Consider the following 19,768-nt stretch of genomic DNA (forward strand, 5'->3'; position numbering starts at 1 on the left):
ACAACTAATTGAAATGTAAAAAATGCCTATCTTCCACTGCTTTTTAAAGTAACCTGCAACATTATTTTAAATCCCCCTGTTATAATAACGGTCAGGCAGTGAAGATAGCTAACCTTGTCATGTTTAATGAATATTAATACCGGTAACGTAATTGAAAGAGGTATAGATAATACCATATTAATACACCAATTATTTGAGCAACAGCAAAAAAAAACACCCGATGTTTTAGCTGTTACCCATGGTAATTTGCAATTAACTTACAGCCAGTTAAATCAGCAAGCCGATAATCTGGCGGCAGCTATTTTAGTAAAATCACCTCATTCAACAATAATTGGTGTAAGTACGTTTCGTTGCATTGAAACAATAATAAGTGTACTGGCAATACTGAAAGCCGGCAAAGCCTATTTGCCCTTAGATGCCGATTACCCCAAAGACCGGCTGGAACAGATCATAGCCGATTCAGGCATCGATACCTGCTTAATTACCGAAACACAAAAGCATTTATTTGAAAATCTGCCGGTTGGTATTCTGCTTACAGATAAAGTTTATCCCCAGGCGGCAAAAGTATCAACCCCAAGCAAGCCCGACGCCGCTTATGTGTTGTACACTTCCGGCTCAACCGGTAAGCCAAAAGGTGTGGTGATGAGTCACACAGCTTTGGTGAATTTGCTTTTATGGCAGCAGGAAAATTCCATATCAAAAACAGGTATAAATACTTTACAATTTGCGCCTTTAACCTTTGATGTATCATTTCAGGAAATATTTGCCACGCTAAGCACAGGTGGCACATTGGTACTTATTGCCGACGAACTGCGCATTGATCCGGTTAAGTTGTTGTTGTTTATGGACGAGCAATCAATAAACCGCATCTTCCTTCCTTTTGTAGTGCTTCAATATTTAACCGAAGCGGCTATAGCAAATTCACAGATACCAGGGCGCTTACAGGAAGTGATGACCGCAGGAGAGCAATTAAAGATAACTCCGCAGATTGCCGCTTTTTTTAAAGCTTTACCAAATGCTGTTTTATATAACCAATATGGCCCAACAGAAACACACGTAGTTACCCAATTAAAACTCGACGGAGATCCATTGACATGGCCTGCATTACCTTCAATCGGGATTCAGATCAATAATACAGAGATTATCATTTTAGATGAGAACTTACAGCAATTACCCGTTGGCGAAACCGGTGAACTTTGTGTTGCCGGTTTAAGCCTTGCTAATGGATACCTCAACAAACCAGACCTCACGGCCGAAAAGTTTATAAACTGGAAGGAAAACGAAAGTAAAAGCACCCGCCTTTATCGCACCGGAGACCTGGCCCGGTTTATGCCCGATGGTAATATTGAATATTTGGGCCGTAAAGATACCCAGGTAAAGATTCGCGGAAACCGTGTAGAACTGGGTGAGATTGAAGTACTGCTCAATCAACTCGATAACATTCAGCAAGCAATTGTTATCGCCCGCGAGGATGCCGCAGGACAAAAACGCTTATTAGCTTACCTTGTATCATCAACCAATCAACAAAACACAGCAGCAGTAAGAAAAAGTCTTGAGCAGCAATTGCCCGATTTTATGCTGCCTTCTGCTTACGTATGGATCAAAGACTTACCAAAAACAAGCAGCGGCAAAGTTGATAGAAAAGCATTGCCTAATCCCGGCCTGGAAAGGCCTGATCTAGCCATTTTATACAAAGCGCCATCCACACGAATAGAGAAGAATATAACAGCGGTATGGATGACGTTGCTGCAATTAGAAAAAATTGGTGTTGATGATGATTTTTTCCTATTGGGTGGAAATTCTTTATTAGCGTTAAAAACTGTTTCGGCGTTAAAACAGGAATTAAATTTAGATGTACCCATCACCAAACTATATCAATACCCAACCGTAAGCGGCTTGGTAAGTTTTTTAAGTGGCAGTGATAAATCAGCCATATTTCCTTCAAAAAGGAAAAATAAAGATAATAGCGCGGATCATGATATCGCCATTATAGGCATGGCTGGAAGGTTCCCGGGGGCAAATACCATTGATGAATTTTGGAAACTACTTTCGGAAGGACAGGAAACCATTAGTTTCTTTAGTGCCAGTGAAATAGATAAATCGATACCGGATAACGTTAAAAACAATCCCGCGTATGTAAAAGCACGAGGGCTTATTGATAAAGCAGATGAGTTTGACGCGGGATTTTTCGGTTTTAATCCCAGAAACGCCGAACTCATGGATCCGCAACAACGGGTGTTTTTAGAGATAGCCTGGGAAGTTTTAGAAAAAACGGGCTATTTACCACAAAAATACACCGGCCCGGTTGGCGTTTTTGCCGGCTGCGGATATAATACCTATTACAATAACAATGTATTAACAAATCCCGAAATAGTTGAGCGTACGGGGCATTTCCAGGTCAGGCTTTTAAATGAGAAAGATTATATAGCCACCAGAACCGCTTTCCAGTTGAATTTAGAAGGACCAGCAGTTGCAGTTTATGCAGCCTGCTCTACCTCACTCTTAGCCATAGCACAAGCAGTAAGCAGTATCCGCAACGGGCAATGCAATGTGGCTATAGCAGGAGCAGCATCTATCACCTCCCCCATCAAAAGCGGGCATTTTTACGAGGAAGGCTCCATCATGAGCAGTGACGGGCATTGCCGCCCGTTTGATGCGGCAGCAACAGGCACCGTATTTAGCGATGGTGCGGGTGTAGTACTATTAAAATCATTAGCGGATGCCAAACGCGATGGCGATAACATTTACGCCGTTATAAAAGGCATCGGTATCAATAATGATGGTGCCGCCAAAAGCAGTTTTAGCGGCCCAAGCGCTCATGGCCAGGCTGGCGCAATAGCGATGGCTATTGATGATGCCGGTATAGATGCCTCAAGCATTAGTTACATAGAAGCACATGGCACAGCCACCCCGCTTGGCGACCCGATAGAAATTGAGGGACTAAACCTTGCTTTTGGTCTGCAGGATAAAAAACAGTTCTGCGCAATTGGTTCTATCAAAAGTAATATGGGGCACTTAACGGCTGCATCCGGTGTTGCGGGCTTGATGAAAACAGCTTTGGCTTTGCAGCATAAGCAGATACCAAAATCGTTGTTTTTTGAGCAGATAAATCCCAATATTGATATCGCTGATAGTCCTTTTTATATTAACAATGAATTGAAAAACTGGGAAGCAGATACAGTTCGTCGTGCCGGTGTTAGTTCGTTTGGTGTGGGTGGAACCAACGTACACGTGGTATTGGAGGAGTTTGAAACTGAGCCTACCCCTATATCAGACGGCAAACCCTTAAAACTAATTAGTTGGTCGGCTAAAACAGAAAGTAGTTTAAACAATTACGCCGGCAAGCTTAGTGGCTTTATCAAACAAAATAAAAACGCCAGTCTTGATGATCTGGCTTATACCTTGCAAACAACCCGTGCCGATTTTAATTTTCGCCGATTTGTTATTGCTGCCGATAATGACGAGTTACTTATAAAACTTAATACACCTCAAACCGAGCCATCAGCTTCAAAGAATTTAAAGAACAAAGCTGAAGGTGTTGTATTTATGTTCCCCGGTCAGGGTTCCCAATATGCCAACATGGGAATTGATCTGTATAAAACCGAACCTGTTTTTGCCGCTGCTGTTGATGAATGCATCAACCTGCTAAAGGGTACAGTACATGAAAACTTACTTGAGGTATTATACCCTATAGTAACTGACAACCAATCAATTGAAAAAATAAAACAAACACTTTACGCGCAACCTGCCATATTTATCTTAGAGTATGCAATGGCCAAACTGTGGATGAGCTTTGGCATACAGCCCGAAGTACTGACAGGCCACAGTATAGGCGAATTTGTTGCGGCACACTTAGCGGGAATATTTAGTTTGGCCGATGCTTTAAAACTGATTTCGGAAAGGGCCCGCCTTGTAAATGGCGTGGAAAAGGGCAGTATGCTTTCGGTAAGGTTAGAGGCCGAAAAACTGGAAGCCATATTACCATCAAAACTATCGATAGCCGCAATTAACTCACGCAAGCTTTGCGTGGTTTCAGGCCCATCAAATGCCATCAATTCCTTTTCGGAATTATTGGCTGAACAGGGCATCCCAAGCAGGTTATTGCTCACCAGCCACGCCTTCCATTCTTCCATGATGGATAGCATAGTTGAACCTTTTGAGGCGGTTGTAAGATCGATAAAATTAAATCAACCCGTAAAACCCATCGTTTCAACAGTAACCGGTAATTGGATGAGCGGCGCTGAAGCTACCGACCCAACTTACTGGTCGCACCATCTCAGGAAAACAGTTCGTTTCGCCCACGCCATTGATACACTACAGGAAAATGAAAACCGACTTTATTTAGAGGTGGGTCCGGGTAATATATTGGGTACATTAACCCGCCAACATATTGCCGATAAAAATGTAACAGTTATAACCGGATTTGAGAAAAACGAAACAAATTCGGAGTATTATCACGTATTAAAAGCATTAGGACAATTATGGTTAAGCGGCGTTGAACCTGAATGGACTGGCATTTATAACAAACAGCAAAACAGCAAAATAGATCTGCCAACTTATGCTTTTGATCATAAACGTTATTGGCTGGAACCGGCCATAACCTATAATACAACGGAAACAATTGCAACAAACCTTATACCACAGCCACAAATTACTACCAACCCAATTATGCAGACAAGGAAAGATATATTAATTGATAAGCTGAGAGCAATATTTGAAGATGCATCGGGCATTGAGATTGATAATTCGGGCACCGATCTGAGCTTTATTGAAATCGGCTTTGATTCCCTGTCTTTAACACAGATAGCCACAAATCTTAAAAAGCAGTTCAATATACCTATCACTTTTAGGAAATTGTTTGAAGAGTATAATAGCCTGGTATTACTGGCCTCCTATCTTGATGCTAACCTGGCCCCCGATGTTTTAAAACCGGAGACCATTGCCCCCCCTTCTGTAGTAGCCGCAACAACTACCGTTCAACAGATATTTAATGCGCATACTCCATCAAGTAACGGTGCAGGCACAAACAATAACGATCTCATTATTAATTTAATATCGCAGCAACTTCAACTATTAAGCAGCCAGTTATCTTTAATTCAGGGCGGTAACGGGCAGGCAGTTTCTGCTCCTGTTTACAGTGCGGCGGCACCTGCAATTACCGCAGTTAAATCGCAACCGGCAACGCATGACCTTACGCCCGAGGAGCAGGTAGAAATAAAAAAACCTTTCGGCGCTACGGCCCGCATCGAAAAACAAACCCTTGTTCTTGACGAAAAGCAATCGGCTTTTTTAAATGATCTTACCATTAAATACAACGCTAAAACCAAAAGCAGCAAAGCTCAGACTCAAAAAGATCGCCCGTTTATGGCCGATCCACGCGTGGTTAGTGGTTTTAGGCCGCTTACAAAAGAGGTGGTTTATCCGTTGGTGGTTAATCGCTCAAAAGGCAGCCATGTTTGGGACATAGATGGTAATGATTATGTAGATGCGTTAAATGGCTTCGGATCCAATCTTTTGGGTTACCAGGCTGATGTACTTAAAAAAGCGGTGCTGGACCAAGTAGAAAAAGGATATGAAATTGGTCCGCAGCATGAGCTTGCAGGTGATGTTTGTAAGCTGATATGTGAGTTTACCAACTTTGACCGCGCCGCGCTTTGCAATACCGGTTCAGAAGCAGTGTTAGGCGCTATGCGTATTGCACGTACGGTTACCGGCCGCTCAATTATCGTTGCATTCAGCGGATCATACCATGGTATTAACGACGAAGTAATTGTTCGCGGAACTAAAAAATTAAAAACTGTACCTGCCGCTCCCGGTATTATGCCGGAGGTAGTGCAGAATATGCTGATTCTTGATTATGGCACCGAAGAATCGCTTAAAATAATTGCCGAAAGAGCGCACGAATTTGCTGCAGTATTAGTTGAACCTGTACAAAGCAGAAGACCTGAATTTCAACCGGTTGAGTTTCTGAAAAAGGTAAGGGAAATTACCCAAAAATCTGGAACGGTTTTAATATTTGATGAGGTAATATCAGGCTTCAGAATGCACCCGGGCGGTGCGCAGGCCATGTTCGGCATTAAAGCAGATTTAGGTACCTATGGAAAAGTAATTGGTGGTGGTATGCCTATAGGTGCCATAGCCGGCATCAGTAAATACATGGACGCCCTTGATGGTGGCAACTGGCAGTTTGGCGATGATTCATCACCTGAAGCGGGTGTAACTTACTTTGCCGGTACATTTGTGCGTCATCCACTGGCCCTTGCTGCAGGCAAAGCCTCCTTACTTTACATGAAAGAAAAAGGACCCGCCCTACAGGAAGAATTAAACGCCAGAACCAAACGTCTTTCTGATGCTTTAAATGCGATATGCGAGAAAGAAGGCATTCCACTATACTCACCATCCTTTGGCTCATTGTGGAAGATAAAATTCAAATATGAACTTGCTTATGGCGAACTCCTGTTTACGTTGATGCGTTATAAAGGAATTCATATATGGGATCTTTTCCCATGTTTTATAACGGCGGCACATACAGATCAGGAAGTAGATCAGATAATTACAGCATTTAAAGAAAGTGTTACTGAATTGATCGAATCCGGTTTTATACCATCAGAAAAAAACAGGGAAACCAATAGTGATCCTATTAAATTACCCGCGGAACCTCCTGTTGCGGGTGCCAAACTTGGCCGCGATAATCATGGCAATCCCGGCTGGTTTATCAATGATATTAATAATCCCGGAAAATTTTTACAGGTTAAATTAAGCAGTAACTGATTTGGACACTTCTTTTACATTCGATATAAGCCCTGTAGATTTTGACCCGTTTGCCGGTCCGGAAATACAATTGGTTGCGCCTGCTACAGAATCCCAGCTGGAGATCTGGACATCATGCCTTATTGGAGGGGATGAGGCCAATTGCGCCTACAATGAGTCATTCTCACTGCTTTTAACAGGCCTGTTTAATTACGATGCCATGCTCCGCGCATTGCAGGATATTACCAACAGGCACCAGGCGCTACGCTCGGCCTTTAGCGCTGATGGCAAATATATGTGCATTTATAAAGAGCTGCAATTAACGGTTGATTACCATGACCTTTCGGCACAAACTGCTGCCGGGCAACAGCTTTTTATTAGTAAGCAAAACACCCAGGTGGCTCTAACGCCGTTTAACCTGGTAACAGGGCCGTTGTTTAAAACTGCTTTAATCAAGTTAAAGGAAAATGAATACCTGTTAACCTTTATTGCCCACCATATTATTTGTGATGGTTGGTCAATAGGGATTATGATGCAGGACCTGAGCAAATTCTACTCAGCTTATGTCAAAAACGAGCCAGTCAAGTTAGGCGATGCTGCTCTTTTCAGCGAATATGCAACGGAACAGCTTACATTTGAGCATAGCCCGGAGTTTAAAGAAACGGAACAATACTGGCTTGATCAGTTTAAAGGCAGCAATCACTACTTAAACCTGCCAACAGACCTACCCCGCCCTGCAGTGCGCACTTACAAAAGCCACCGCGAGGATTTTAATTTAGATACGCTGCTGGCGCTTGACCTTAAAAAGCTTGGCAAAGCAAACGGATCGAGCTTTGTAACTACCCTGTTGGCCGCATTTGAAATATTTTTGCAGCACTTAACCGGGCAGGGCGAGATCATTTTAGGCTTACCAGCCGCCGGGCAATCGGCTACAGGCAATTACAGGCTTGTAGGGCATTGTGTTAACTTATTGGCGTTAAGGAGCCATCCTACAGGAGACCAATCCTTTAAAACCTATTTAAAGATCCGTACATCAGCCATCCTAGATGCTTACGATCACCAACAATATACCTTCGGCAGTTTACTTAAAAAGCTGAATATTGCCCGTGATGCCTCAAGAATACCATTAGTACCCGTGATGTTTAATATTGATATGGGTATGGATGACGATGTTGACTTTTATGGCTTGCAGCATCTATTGCAAAGCAATCCGCGTGAATATGAAAGCTTCGAGATTTTTGTAAATATATCCGGCCGTGATGAATCGCTGGTACTGGAATGGTCATACAATACCCAACTCTTCCAGTCATCCACCATTCACCACATGATGGATGAGTTTGAGTTTTTACTGAGGCAGATCGTCTCTGATCCAAATATCCTGATCAGCAGCATCGAATCAAAAAATGCAGGAGCACTCCTCAATGAGTTAAACACCTGGAATAAAACAGCTGCTCCTTACGATAAAAATAAACCGCTGCACCAGGTTATCAGCGAACGCGCTAAGGAATTTAGTGATAACATTGCTATAAAATTCAATCAAGCTACCCTAACTTATAAGCAGTTAAATCAAAAAGCAAATCAGTTTGCTGCTTTACTACTTGCACAAGGCATTAAAAAGGGAGATAAAGTAGCTTTCGCACTGGACAGATCGGCAGAAATGGTTGTGGTGATGCTGGGCATCATGAAAACCGGGGCTACTTATATCCCGCTTGATCCGCAGTTTCCATTAGGACGTATCAATTATATGCTCTGCGATTCTGGCGCGGCGATATTGTTTGCATCCTCAAAATATAAAAACCATTATCAATCTGGTGCCAAAGAGCTAGTTTTAGAGGACGAATGGCTTAAACTTAACCAATACCCGGTAACAGATCCGGCTGTTGAAGCAAGTGGGGACGACCTGGTTTATATCCTTTATACATCAGGCTCTACCGGGAACCCTAAAGGTGTACAAATAGCGCATAGCAGCCTTGTTAACTTTTTGTACAGTATGCAAAAGGAGCCCGGCATAACCGCTACTGATAAGCTATTGGCGGTTACTACAGTGAGTTTTGATATATCTGGCCTTGAACTGTTTTTACCGCTGATAAGCGGCGCCCAGGTAATTATTGCAAATAGTGATACCGCCAAAGATGGCAGGGACCTACTTGATATTATCAAAACCGAGGGTGTAACCATCATGCAGGCAACACCTTATACCTGGCGAATTATGCTTGAGGCTGGCTGGGATAGCAGTAACCCGATAAAGGTTTTATGCGGCGGCGAAGCCCTGCCTAAAGAACTGGCGAATAGAATTCTTAAACAAGCTACCAGCTTATGGAATGTTTATGGCCCTACCGAGACAACCATTTGGTCGACAATTAAGCAAATAAAGGCGAATGAGGAGACCATTACTGTTGGGCGGCCAATTGACAATACATCAATTTACATTTTAGATAAATTCCTTCACCCGCTGCCACCGGGAACTGTAGGTGAAATTTATATTGGTGGCGATGGTGTTGCCAGGGGTTATCTTAATCGCCCTGAATTAACAAACGAGAAGTTTGTTAACGATCCATTTTCATCAACTTCCGGCGCTAAAATGTATAGCACAGGTGATATGGGTAGATTTAAGGCAGACGGCGAAATAGAATGCCTTGGCCGTATTGATACACAGATCAAAATTCGTGGTTATCGTATAGAGGCCGGCGAGATTGAACACCACCTGGTAAACGAATATAATATTAAAGAGGCCATTGTAATAGCTGTGCCCGATAAAAATGGCATTGATAAACTGGTAGCCTATATCGTTATAAATGATGCTTACCTGGCCGAAAGCAGTACAGCACAAATAAAGGGGTGGCGGGATAACCTGCGATCTTTAGTGCCTGATTATATGCTGCCTGACGATTTCATTACCGTGCCGGCAATGCCATTAACACCCAATGGTAAAATTGATAAAAAGGCATTAGCAAATCAAAACAGCAAACTTGCAGAAAGTATCAATGTTTTCATCGCGCCACGCACCGATGTAGAAAAGTTGGTAGCTGATACCTGGTCTGAATTTTTGGAGATCGGGAATATTGGCATCTATGACAACTTTTTTGAATTAGGAGGGCATTCGCTGATTGCCGTACAGGTAATGACCCGCATAGAGAAGCTCACCGGTAAACGCCTGCCGCTTGCCACACTATTTGAAAACTCCACGGTTGAAAAATTGGCGCTAATGCTGGAGATGGATGGCAAATCCATTGTGTGGGATTCCCTGGTACCTATCAAAACCACCGGCAATAAGATGCCATTATACATAGTTCATGGGGCCGGGCTAAACGTTTTGTTATTCAATACGCTTGCATCAGGCATGCATGCCGACCAGCCCATTTATGGATTACAGGCAAAAGGCCTTAACGGAATTGACGAACCATTGAGCAATATCATTGACATAGCCGCGCATTACAATGCATCCATCATGGCGCAAAACCCTACCGGGCCTTATGCGCTTGCCGGGTATTCTTTCGGCGGTATCATTGCTTTTGAAATGGCCAAACAATTTCAGGCTATGGGTAAAGAAGTAAAAATGCTGGCTATGTTTGATACTTATGCCTACCGCTCGCCATATCATGATCCGTTTGTAACCCAATATTATAAACGGGGCAAGTTTTTTATGCGAAAGCTGGTTTATAACTTATCGTTTCATGAAGGTATCGGGCATACTATAGCGCATAATAGTACCGGCATAAAACGCAGGCTAACCAAAGTGTTATGGAAAATATCAAATGACGAAGAGCAGCAGGGCTTTTTTGGATACTCCAATAGAATTGATGAGATGAATATCCTTGCCGAAAAACGCTATCAGCTGCAACCTCATAATATAGCTGTAGAAGTTTTCAGGGCAGAGCAACGTACATTTTACCTTGATGACTTTGAAAATATGGGCTGGAAGCAATATGCGTTAAAAGGTGTAAATGTGCATAAGATCCCAGGCGGTCATAATACCATATTTAAAGCGCCAAATGATAAAATATTTGCAAGCATACTGCAAAACTGCCTGGATGAGGCAGCCAAAAAATAGCTATTAAAATGGGGGCAGTTACGGTTAACATTCAGTTTTTAGATGCTGTTACATGGTTAAATGAAACTGAATGTACATTTCAACTGAACGATGAGGTTGACCTATGGCGCGTCAACATTTCGGCAAATCAGTCAAATATCGCCAAACTGTTATCGTTGCTGCAACCCGATGAAATTGCCAGGGCCAACCGTTATCTGCAGGAAAAAGATCGAACAAGATTTATTGTAAGCCGTGCTGCATTAAGGCAAATCCTGGGTAAATACACCAATCAATCCGCTGCCGATATAAAATTTAGTATCGGCACGAATAAAAAACCGTATATCAGTGGCACTGATATCAAATACAATGTATCCCACTCGGCCGATTGGGTGCTGATCGCGATAGCAAATACAAATGTGGGAGTTGATACAGAAACAATTAATCCCCTATTTGATTTCACCTTCATACTGGAAGATAATTTCAGTAACGCGGAAATTGATTTTATAAGCCAATCGCCCCAAAACTTCTTTTTACTCTGGACACGTAAAGAAGCCCTAACCAAGGCCACAGGCCAGGGTTTAGATGAGAATTTGAAATATATGCCTTCTTTGGATGGTTTGCATCCGGCGGAGGACAGGATACTGCTAACTGATAGAAACTGGCAAGTAAAAAGTTTCAAAATAGATGGAATGAACTGGGGAAGTGTGGCGTTGGAATCAAAAATTCAGCAATTGAACTTTTTTGATCATATATAATCGCCTTGCAAAATAGTCCTTCGTTGCGTTACCTGCTCTTAAACAATCCGTATTTCAAAATACAGTAAATAGCCCTTACGCCATCTTTCCATCCTATTTTTTTACCCTCCTCGTAGGTGCGCCCGTAGTAAGAAATACCCACTTCGTAAATCCTGATCTTTGGCACCCTCGATATTTTGATGGTTACTTCAGGTTCAAAGCCAAAACGTTTTTCGGTTAGTGAAATACCCTGGATTATCCTGGTATCAAATAATTTATAACAGGTTTCCATGTCAGTAAGGTTTAAATTGCTGAACATGTTTGATGCAAACGTAAGCCACCTGTTACCTATGGTATGCCAAAAGAACAATATTCTGTGCGGGTTACTGCCCATAAACCTTGATCCATAAACAACATCTGCAAAACCATTCACAATAGGTTTCAACAGGTCATTGTATTCTGTGGGGTCATATTCCAGATCGGCATCCTGGATGATAAGATATTCGCCGGTAGCTTTGGATATGCCAGTATGCAGGGCTGCGCCTTTACCTTTATTCACTTCGTGTTTAAAGTACTGAATATCGAGATCAGGATTGGCTTGTTGGTAAGCTTTAATGGCCGATTCAGTATTATCGTTCGAGCAATCGTTTATGATGATCACTTCTTTTTGAATATCATTTGTGAGGCTAACCAATTTAATTTTATCCAGAATTAAATGTATGGTGTTACCTTCGTTATAAGCCGGGATAATAATTGATAATTTTTGTATGCCCATTTATTGTATTTTATCAAGCAATATCCTGTTGCGGATAAGGTAGTAGTATAAAGCTTAGTTATATCTTTATTGAAAATATATTAATGCAAGCCGTATTAAAGCGAATAAAAATTTATTTACAAAAGCCAAAAGTAATATTTCTGCTTGTATTCTTAGTTGTTTTAACCTTGCTGTTTTGGTTTTGTTTGCCCAGCCCGCTGTTTAAAAGCCCAACATCCTATGTAATAGATGATGACGAGGGGCAATTATTGGGTGCATCCATTGCACAAGACGGCCAGTGGCGTTTTCCGTATAATGATAGCGTGCCCCAAAAATTCAAACAATGTATCATTGCTTTTGAGGATAAACGCTTTGAAAATCACCCTGGTTTTGATGCACTGGCATTTAGCAGAGCTATTAAACAAAACATTTCATCAAAAAAGGTAACCAGTGGCGGTAGTACTTTAACCATGCAGGTAATACGGCTTGCAACCCGGCACAAACGTAACGCATGGAACAAGCTACTCGAAATTTTTATGGCGCTGAGGCTTGAGCTCACCTATAGTAAAAGCCAGATATTGGCTCTTTACGCCAGCAACGCGCCATTTGGTACTAATGTGGTAGGTCTGGATGCCGCATCATGGCGATATTTTGGTCGTAATCCTGATCAGCTTTCCTGGGGCGAAACGGCGGCTATGGCGGTTTTGCCAAACTCTCCATCATTGGTGCATCCCGGTAAAAACAAGCTCATCTTATTAAAAAAACGAAATTTATTACTAACCAGGCTTTATAAACAGGGCGTTATTGATAGTTCAACGGCTGCCCTTGCACAGTTGGAGCCCGTGCCCGAAAGACCAATGCCCCTGCCCTCGCTCGCCCCTCACCTGTTGCAGCGTTTTAAAAATGATCATCATGCCAAACCATCCGGAGATACCAGGATACAGACAAGTATAAAATCGACTTTACAGCAACAGGTAAATGATATATTAGAGCAGCATCACCAGGTTTTAAAAGCCAATGACATCAATAATATTGCTGCCATTGTACTTGATGTAGAAACCGGCCAAACCCTTGCCTATGCCGGTAATATCACCCACCACGAAGACCCGCAGATGGAAAGTGATGTTGATGTTATCGATGCTCCCCGCAGTCCGGGTAGCACACTAAAGCCCCTGTTATATGCTTCTATGCTGCATAGCGGGCTGATACTGCCCAATAGCCTGATTCCTGACGTGCCCACACTCATAGCAGGGTATCATCCCGAAAACTTTGACCTGGGTTATGATGGCGCTGTACCTGCTTCGAGGGCATTATCGCGCTCGCTGAATGTGCCGGCGGTAAAAATGTTACAGCAATTTAAATATGAGCGCTTTTATGATTTTTTACGGAAGGCAGGTATCACCACATTAACGAAACCGGCCGACCATTACGGACTATCATTGATATTAGGTGGCGGCGAAAATACCCTTTGGGAACTAAGCGGCGCTTATGCCAATATGGCCAGGGTGCTTAATCACTACTATAAATATAATGGCAAATATGATCCGGCTGATTTTCATAGTCCGGTTTATTACAGGCAGGATATAGCAAAACCAACTTTGGAAAGATCGGGCTTGCTGGATGCGGCTTCTATATATTACACTTTTCAGGCGATGGAAGAAGTAATGCGCCCCGGTGAAGAATTGCTATGGCAGCAATTTAGCTCCACGCAGCGGGTGGCCTGGAAAACCGGCACCAGTTTTGGCTTTCGGGATGGTTGGGCAATAGGAATTACGCCTAAATATGTTGTGGGTGTGTGGGTAGGCAATACCGATGGCGAAGGAAGGCCGGGGTTAACAGGGATCAATACAGCCGCACCAGCCCTGTTTGAGATCTTCAGGTTGCTGCCTGTTTCCCGTGATTGGTTTGAGATGCCGGTAGGCGAAATGGTGAAAGTTAACATTTGCCGGCAAAGTGGCTACCGTGCCGGCCAATATTGCGATAACGTAGACGAAATGCTGGTACCTAAAAGTGGTTTAAAGGCTCCTGTTTGCCCCTACCACCAACTGATTCATTTATCTGCCGATGGTAAATACCAGGTTAATGGCAATTGCGAATCACCTGGTAATATGATCAACAAAAAATGGTTTGTACTGCCCCCCTCCATGGAGTATTATTACAAAGCACGCGACTACCAATACCATGTATTGCCGCCATTTAGGCCAGGATGTACACAGGCCGAAAACAGCAACGCCATGGAAGTGATCTACCCAAAAGATGGTGCTAAAATATATGTACCACTTGAAGCCGATGGCACCCGTGGCCGGATGATATGCAATGCCGCCCACCGCTTACCCGGAATGAAGATATTTTGGCACCTGGATGATCAGTACGTTGGCGAAACAAAGGATTTTCACCAGATGGCTCTTAATCCACCGCCGGGTAAACACATCCTTACTTTGGTTGATGGCAATGGGAATACGATTAATATAGGGTTTGAGATACTGAGTAAGTAAACGCTGGGTACCCGGTTGTAACTGCTGTGTAATCTCATCGGGCAAAACCTGCTACTCAAAACTTAATTATTATATTGCTCCATAAAATTAATATAGCATGCTTGAGCAGTATGATCTGCATAATTTATTGGTGCTTGATATTGAAACGGTACCGCAATATGCCACTCATGATGAGGTGCCCGGGCATTTCCAAAAGCTATGGGAACTAAAAACTCAATATCAACGCAAAGATGAAACTCCAGAGGAGTATTATCAGCGCGCGGGTATATGGGCCGAATTTGGCAAGATAGTATGTATTTCTGCCGGGGTATTCACCAAAGGAAAAGAAAACGTCGGTTTAAGGATAAAATCATTTGCCGGGCATGATGAAAAAGATCTGCTTACCCGGTTTTCTGCAATGCTGTTCAATCAGCCAGCCAATTTAGTATTGGTTGCACATAATGGTAAGGAATTTGATTTTCCTTATATCTGCCGCCGGTTACTGATCAATGGTCTGCCCTTTCCGCCACAATTGCAGCTTGCAGGTAAAAAGCCATGGGAGATAATCCATCTGGATACAATGGAACTATGGAAGTTTGGCGACTATAAAAATTACACGTCGCTAAACCTGCTTACCGCTATTTTTGATATCCCTACACCTAAAGATGATATTGATGGCAGCATGGTTAGTCATGTTTATTGGAACGAAAACCAGCTTGAACGTATTTGTACCTACTGCCAAAAAGATGTTGTAGCCACCGCGCAATTAATAAGACGCTACCGAGGCGAAGAATTAATTAAGGATGAAATGATAACCATAGTAGGGCAATAATGCTGAAAGTAAAAAACCTTGGGATTAGTTTTAAAACAGGAGACGGACTATTTAATGCCGTAAAAAATGTATCCTTTAATTTAAAAAAAGGAGAAACTATAGGCATCGTTGGCGAATCGGGCTCTGGTAAATCTGTGACATCACTTGCGCTGATGCGTTTGCTAAATGAAGACAAAACAGTAATTAGCGGCGAAGTACTTTTAAATGATGTAAGCCTCTGCAAAATTTCTGAAGCTGATATGCGCGATATACGCGGCAATCGGATGGCAATGATTTTCCAGGAACCCATGACCTCTCTTAACCCGGTACTTACCTGTGGTTTTCAGCTTACCGAGGCCATACAACTGCATTTAGGCTTATCAAAAAAAGAAGCAAAAAAGAAAACCCTCGAACTTTTTAACGAGGTACAGCTCCCGCGTCCCGAGGCTATTTTTGACAGCTATCCGCACCAGATTTCGGGCGGGCAAAAGCAACGGGTAATGATCGCCATGGCCCTATCCTGCAATCCGGAGATATTGATAGCTGATGAACCTACCACCGCGTTGGATGTAACAGTACAAAAAACCATCATTGAACTTTTGCTCAACCTTAAAGCCATCAGGCATATGAGTTTGATATTCATATCACATGATTTGGGTGTGATAAAAGAAATTGCTGATCGCGTTATGGTGATGTATAAGGGCGAAATTGTGGAGGAAGCCAAGGTTACCGACTTATTTGAAAACCCTAAACATCCATATACCAGGGGCCTGCTGGCTTGCCGCCCCTCACCTAATCAACATTTAAAAAAACTGCCGGTTGTGGCCGATTTTTTTGACGCGGATAACACTGGTAATAAGGCATCTGTAACGATAGAAAACATCAGGGCTTTATACAACTATCCCGACAAGGAAATTGCCGAAAGAAAAAAGGAATTGTATAAGCAGCAGCCTTTACTTAAAATAGACCAGCTTTCTACCTGGTTCCCTGTTAAAAATGGCTTTTTTGGCGGGTCGCAAAATGTGGTTAAAGCTGTTAACAATGTAAGTTTTGAAGTTTATCCCGGCGAAACGCTTGGCCTGGTTGGCGAATCTGGCTGTGGCAAAACTACTTTGGGCAGATCTATTTTAAGATTAATAGAACCAACCGCGGGCAATATCAACTTTGAGAACACGGATTTGCGAAGTTTAAAAAAGAATGACCTGCGCGAAATCCGAAGGAATATCCAGATCATTTTCCAGGATCCCTACTCCTCTTTAAACCCACGCCTAACGGTTGGCCAATCAATAATGGAACCTTTACAGGTTCACCAGTTTTATGTAAATAACACCAAACGCAAGAAACATGTCTTGGAGTTACTGGAAAGAGTGAACCTGTTGCCAGAGCATTTCAACCGTTTTCCGCACGAGTTTTCGGGTGGGCAAAGGCAACGGATAGTAATTGCCAGAGCTTTGGCCCTGCAGCCCAAATTCATCATTTGCGATGAATCAGTTTCGGCGCTGGATGTTTCGGTACAGGCACAGGTACTCAACCTCATCCGCGAATTACAGCAGGAGTTTAAACTGACTTATATTTTTATCTCGCACGATCTGGCCGTCATCAAACATATATCCGACCGGATGATGGTAATGAATAAAGGAGAGATCGTTGAAACCGGTTATCCCGATGATATTTATTACCACCCCAAAGAGGAATACACTAAAAAACTGATAGCGTCTATACCGCAGGGATGATCTGTTATTGAGTTATAAAACAGTTTATAATTATTATTGCTTATTGAAAGTAAACGTTGTCCCTGATGAGGTTAGTTTTAATACTTTCTTTGTCGCATCTATCGTTCCGCTATAACTCTTTACAGTTTGATCATCAAATACCAAATCAAAAGTAAATGATGTGTTGTTAATTTTGCTATTGTTAACCGTTCCGTTTCTCCCCCCAAATTCCCCCGAGCCTCCAAGTTTGCTATTGTCGTCCTGAAACGTAAATGAATCAGTACCGCTTTGCCAAAAACCTATAAGGTCGCCCAAAAGAACTGCAATACCACCGCCACCGCCGCCACCACTAGACTCTTTGCCGCAGGATGCGGTACAAATAAATGTAATAACGATTAAAATAGTATAGAGTGATGAATTTAACTTTTTCATAATTTATATATTTTAGTTATTAGTGAATATTAGTTTTTTAACCTACTCAGAAATTGTTTTACACGCAGCTCCATAGCATTAAGCTGATCTGTAATACCAGGAACCTGTGCCTCTATCTGTGATTGAATTTCCTTTTTAACCTTGTCCTTATCCTTATCAGGTACCTGGTTTTGAAAATATTTATTGATCTGATTTTTCAGGTCATTTAAAGGGACGATCTGATTTTTTCCAATACCATAAATTAATGAATCAGCTATACCTTCAAATGTTTTTTGGAGTGATGGGTCGTCCCAGTAATCGCCTATTTTTTTTGAATAAGTAGGATAATTGACATACAATTTCTCAAACGCCTGGTTGAACCCGCTTTGGGTTTGCGCGTATTGGGTAAGCGCGTTGATATTAACGAAGGCATATACCCCTATAAATTTAAAAGCAATCATTAAACTTTGCGCCTGCAGGATATAATTTTGCAGGGCACCGCTAATCTCGGGGTAAAACAGATCGATGCCATCCTGCCTTTCCCGGGCCATTCTCAGATCATCATTGCTATAACCTGCTTTTTTAAGATTGGCAGCGATGGAATCAATTTTTACTTGCAACGCTTTTGTTTCGGATTGCCCTTTTTTGGCTGCGTCTTTTAATTGGGCCAATGTTGCCAGGTAACTTTTGATCTGGTCGTTTGACTGAAAACCTTCCAGAACAATCTGCGTCAATAATAATGGATCTTTAGGTACCAGTACCCTTCCACCCGTTGGATACGAAATGATGTAATTTTTATCAGACGGCTGAACGGTAAGTTGGTTGGCGCTGCTGCTTATAGCGGTTGAAAACACGCCCGAATCGTCTGTTGTTGCCGGTTTTCCGTTTATAATTATAGTATAGTTTTTAAGCACCGAGTTGTTGGCCAATAGCTGGCCCTTAAAAACAGTAGTTTGACTATAACCGCTAAACCCGGCCACACATAAGCTTGATATGCAGATGATCGCTTTCATAACTCTTTCAACTGAAGGGTAAGCGGTATTTTTGATGAAAAAATTTGCGTGTTGTTATAACGCAACTTTTTTTCACGGTAAACCCTTACCGGAAACTCGGTGCCATCTTTTACCGGTAAGATAAAACGGAAATTGCCTAAATTATCAGCACTGGTTTTATATAGCCCATTAGCCAACACGATCAACACATTCGGCACAGGTTGACCTCGCATATCTACTACCAGGCCGCTTATAGTTAAGGATTCAGCTTGTTTTTTAAGATGCACTTCAATAGGCGTACGCCCGTCAACAGGAATAGTTACCTGTTGGCTTTGCCGGTAATAACCAATCACGGCGGGAGTAACAGAAATGGTTTTGCCTAACAGATCGGTGGGCAGCTCGGTAAAGGTTACAACACCATTTTCGATCCTTGCAGAATCGGGTTTGTTGAATAAAACCTTCAAAACACCACCGTTTACAAGCTCATTTTTGCTTTCATCACCAAAAACTATGAACTTGATATTAAATGAGTCTGCCTGTGGAGAAAGCTTTAGGCCGAAATATATGATAAGGCAAAAAATCACTGCAGGTCCGCCAAGTTCTAACGTGCCATTATTTACATTGCCGCTATATTTAGCATGCGCTTTTAAAGCGCCAAATAAAAAACCTGATGCAATTAAGGCCACAAAAACCAGTAAAAAAAAATAAACCTGCGGACTTAAATTTGCAGCTTTATTGCTAAAGATCATTAGTATTACTGCGGCGGCCACAAACAACACGAAGCCCAACCCGGTTATAATAACCCAACTTAAAGGTGAAACAGTTTTATTGGTTTCGACTGACATTGTAAGTAATAGGCTGTGTATTATAAAGTTAGATATATTTTTCTATTTATATAATACAAATTACTGATTTCCAATTATGAGTGCATGACAAAGTCAAAAAGCAAATGAGAACGCCAAACGCTGACGGTTATTCACCCTTCAGAGTTTGTACGCTTTCAGGCATAAACAAACCCGCTAACAATAGTGGGCCGGCACATCATATCCTCCCTGTTAACCCCGCTTCCCAAACGCCGAAATTCCGTATCTTTGATCAAA

General features: G+C 42.3%; 10 protein-coding genes. 6 read left to right on the forward strand and 4 right to left on the reverse strand.

Annotated elements, in window-relative coordinates; translation table 11 throughout:
* The first annotated feature begins 126 nt into the window (after positions 1–126).
* Genes AC1D0K_RS03705 through AC1D0K_RS03715 form a run of 3 tightly spaced genes read left to right on the forward strand, consistent with a single transcriptional unit; the run spans position 127 to position 11,535 of the window.
* Positions 127–6,771, forward strand: a complete 6,645-nt coding sequence (locus AC1D0K_RS03705; RefSeq protein WP_477462998.1) for an amino acid adenylation domain-containing protein — start codon at positions 127–129, stop codon at positions 6,769–6,771.
* Between the two features lies 1 nt (position 6,772).
* Positions 6,773–10,801: an amino acid adenylation domain-containing protein gene (locus AC1D0K_RS03710; RefSeq protein WP_477392979.1), complete on the forward strand. Its 4,029-nt coding sequence runs from the start codon at positions 6,773–6,775 to the stop codon at positions 10,799–10,801.
* 8 nt (positions 10,802–10,809) lie between these two features.
* On the forward strand, positions 10,810–11,535 hold the full coding sequence (locus AC1D0K_RS03715) for a 4'-phosphopantetheinyl transferase family protein (protein WP_477392977.1): 726 nt from the start codon (positions 10,810–10,812) through the stop codon (positions 11,533–11,535).
* Positions 11,536–11,563: 28 nt separating this feature from the next.
* Here the strand turns inward: AC1D0K_RS03715 and AC1D0K_RS03720 are convergent, their stop codons facing one another.
* Positions 11,564–12,289 (reverse strand): glycosyltransferase family 2 protein, encoded by a 726-nt coding sequence (locus AC1D0K_RS03720; protein ID WP_477392975.1) that lies wholly within the window; start codon positions 12,287–12,289, stop codon positions 11,564–11,566.
* Positions 12,290–12,372: 83 nt separating this feature from the next.
* On the opposite strand from AC1D0K_RS03720, the gene pbpC reads away from it, so the two are divergent.
* From pbpC to AC1D0K_RS03735, 3 genes are all read left to right on the forward strand, one after another.
* A complete protein-coding gene (gene pbpC, locus AC1D0K_RS03725) occupies positions 12,373–14,763 on the forward strand; it encodes a penicillin-binding protein 1C (RefSeq protein ID WP_477392973.1) in 2,391 nt (796 codons plus the stop codon).
* Positions 14,764–14,860: 97 nt separating this feature from the next.
* Complete coding sequence (locus AC1D0K_RS03730) at positions 14,861–15,574, forward strand: 3'-5' exonuclease (RefSeq protein WP_477392971.1); 714 nt, start codon at positions 14,861–14,863, stop codon at positions 15,572–15,574.
* Positions 15,574–17,286: an ABC transporter ATP-binding protein gene (locus AC1D0K_RS03735; protein ID WP_477392969.1), complete on the forward strand. Its 1,713-nt coding sequence runs from the start codon at positions 15,574–15,576 to the stop codon at positions 17,284–17,286. Before AC1D0K_RS03730 ends, AC1D0K_RS03735 begins: the two co-directional genes overlap by 1 nt.
* A 33-nt stretch (positions 17,287–17,319) precedes the next feature.
* Here AC1D0K_RS03735 and AC1D0K_RS03740 read toward each other — a convergent pair whose 3' ends face one another.
* The 3 genes from AC1D0K_RS03740 to AC1D0K_RS03750 are packed head-to-tail and all read right to left on the reverse strand — an operon-like array spanning position 17,320 to position 19,513.
* On the reverse strand, positions 17,320–17,697 hold the full coding sequence (locus tag AC1D0K_RS03740; RefSeq protein WP_477392967.1) for a hypothetical protein: 378 nt from the start codon (positions 17,695–17,697) through the stop codon (positions 17,320–17,322).
* Positions 17,698–17,726: 29 nt separating this feature from the next.
* Positions 17,727–18,689: a hypothetical protein gene (locus AC1D0K_RS03745; protein ID WP_477392965.1), complete on the reverse strand. Its 963-nt coding sequence runs from the start codon at positions 18,687–18,689 to the stop codon at positions 17,727–17,729.
* Entirely contained in the window at positions 18,686–19,513 is an 828-nt protein-coding gene (locus AC1D0K_RS03750; protein ID WP_477392963.1) for a hypothetical protein, read from the reverse strand. The genes AC1D0K_RS03745 and AC1D0K_RS03750 overlap by 4 nt, the downstream gene beginning before the upstream one ends.
* Positions 19,514–19,768: the final 255 nt, after the last annotated feature.

The organism is Mucilaginibacter sp. P1_A3 (assembly GCF_056406855.1).

Bases quoted from the DNA above. Each gene is read 5' to 3' on its own strand.
- AC1D0K_RS03705 (WP_477462998.1), top strand. From the start codon at position 127: ATGAATATTAATACCGGTAACGTAATTGAAAGAGGTATAGATAATACC.
- AC1D0K_RS03715 (WP_477392977.1), top strand. From the start codon at position 10,810: ATGGGGGCAGTTACGGTTAACATTCAGTTTTTAGATGCTGTTACATGG.
- AC1D0K_RS03720 (WP_477392975.1), bottom strand. From the start codon at position 12,289: ATGGGCATACAAAAATTATCAATTATTATCCCGGCTTATAACGAAGGT.
- pbpC (WP_477392973.1), top strand. From the start codon at position 12,373: ATGCAAGCCGTATTAAAGCGAATAAAAATTTATTTACAAAAGCCAAAA.
- AC1D0K_RS03730 (WP_477392971.1), top strand. From the start codon at position 14,861: ATGCTTGAGCAGTATGATCTGCATAATTTATTGGTGCTTGATATTGAA.
- AC1D0K_RS03735 (WP_477392969.1), top strand. From the start codon at position 15,574: ATGCTGAAAGTAAAAAACCTTGGGATTAGTTTTAAAACAGGAGACGGA.
- AC1D0K_RS03740 (WP_477392967.1), bottom strand. From the start codon at position 17,697: ATGAAAAAGTTAAATTCATCACTCTATACTATTTTAATCGTTATTACA.
- AC1D0K_RS03745 (WP_477392965.1), bottom strand. From the start codon at position 18,689: ATGAAAGCGATCATCTGCATATCAAGCTTATGTGTGGCCGGGTTTAGC.
- AC1D0K_RS03750 (WP_477392963.1), bottom strand. From the start codon at position 19,513: ATGTCAGTCGAAACCAATAAAACTGTTTCACCTTTAAGTTGGGTTATT.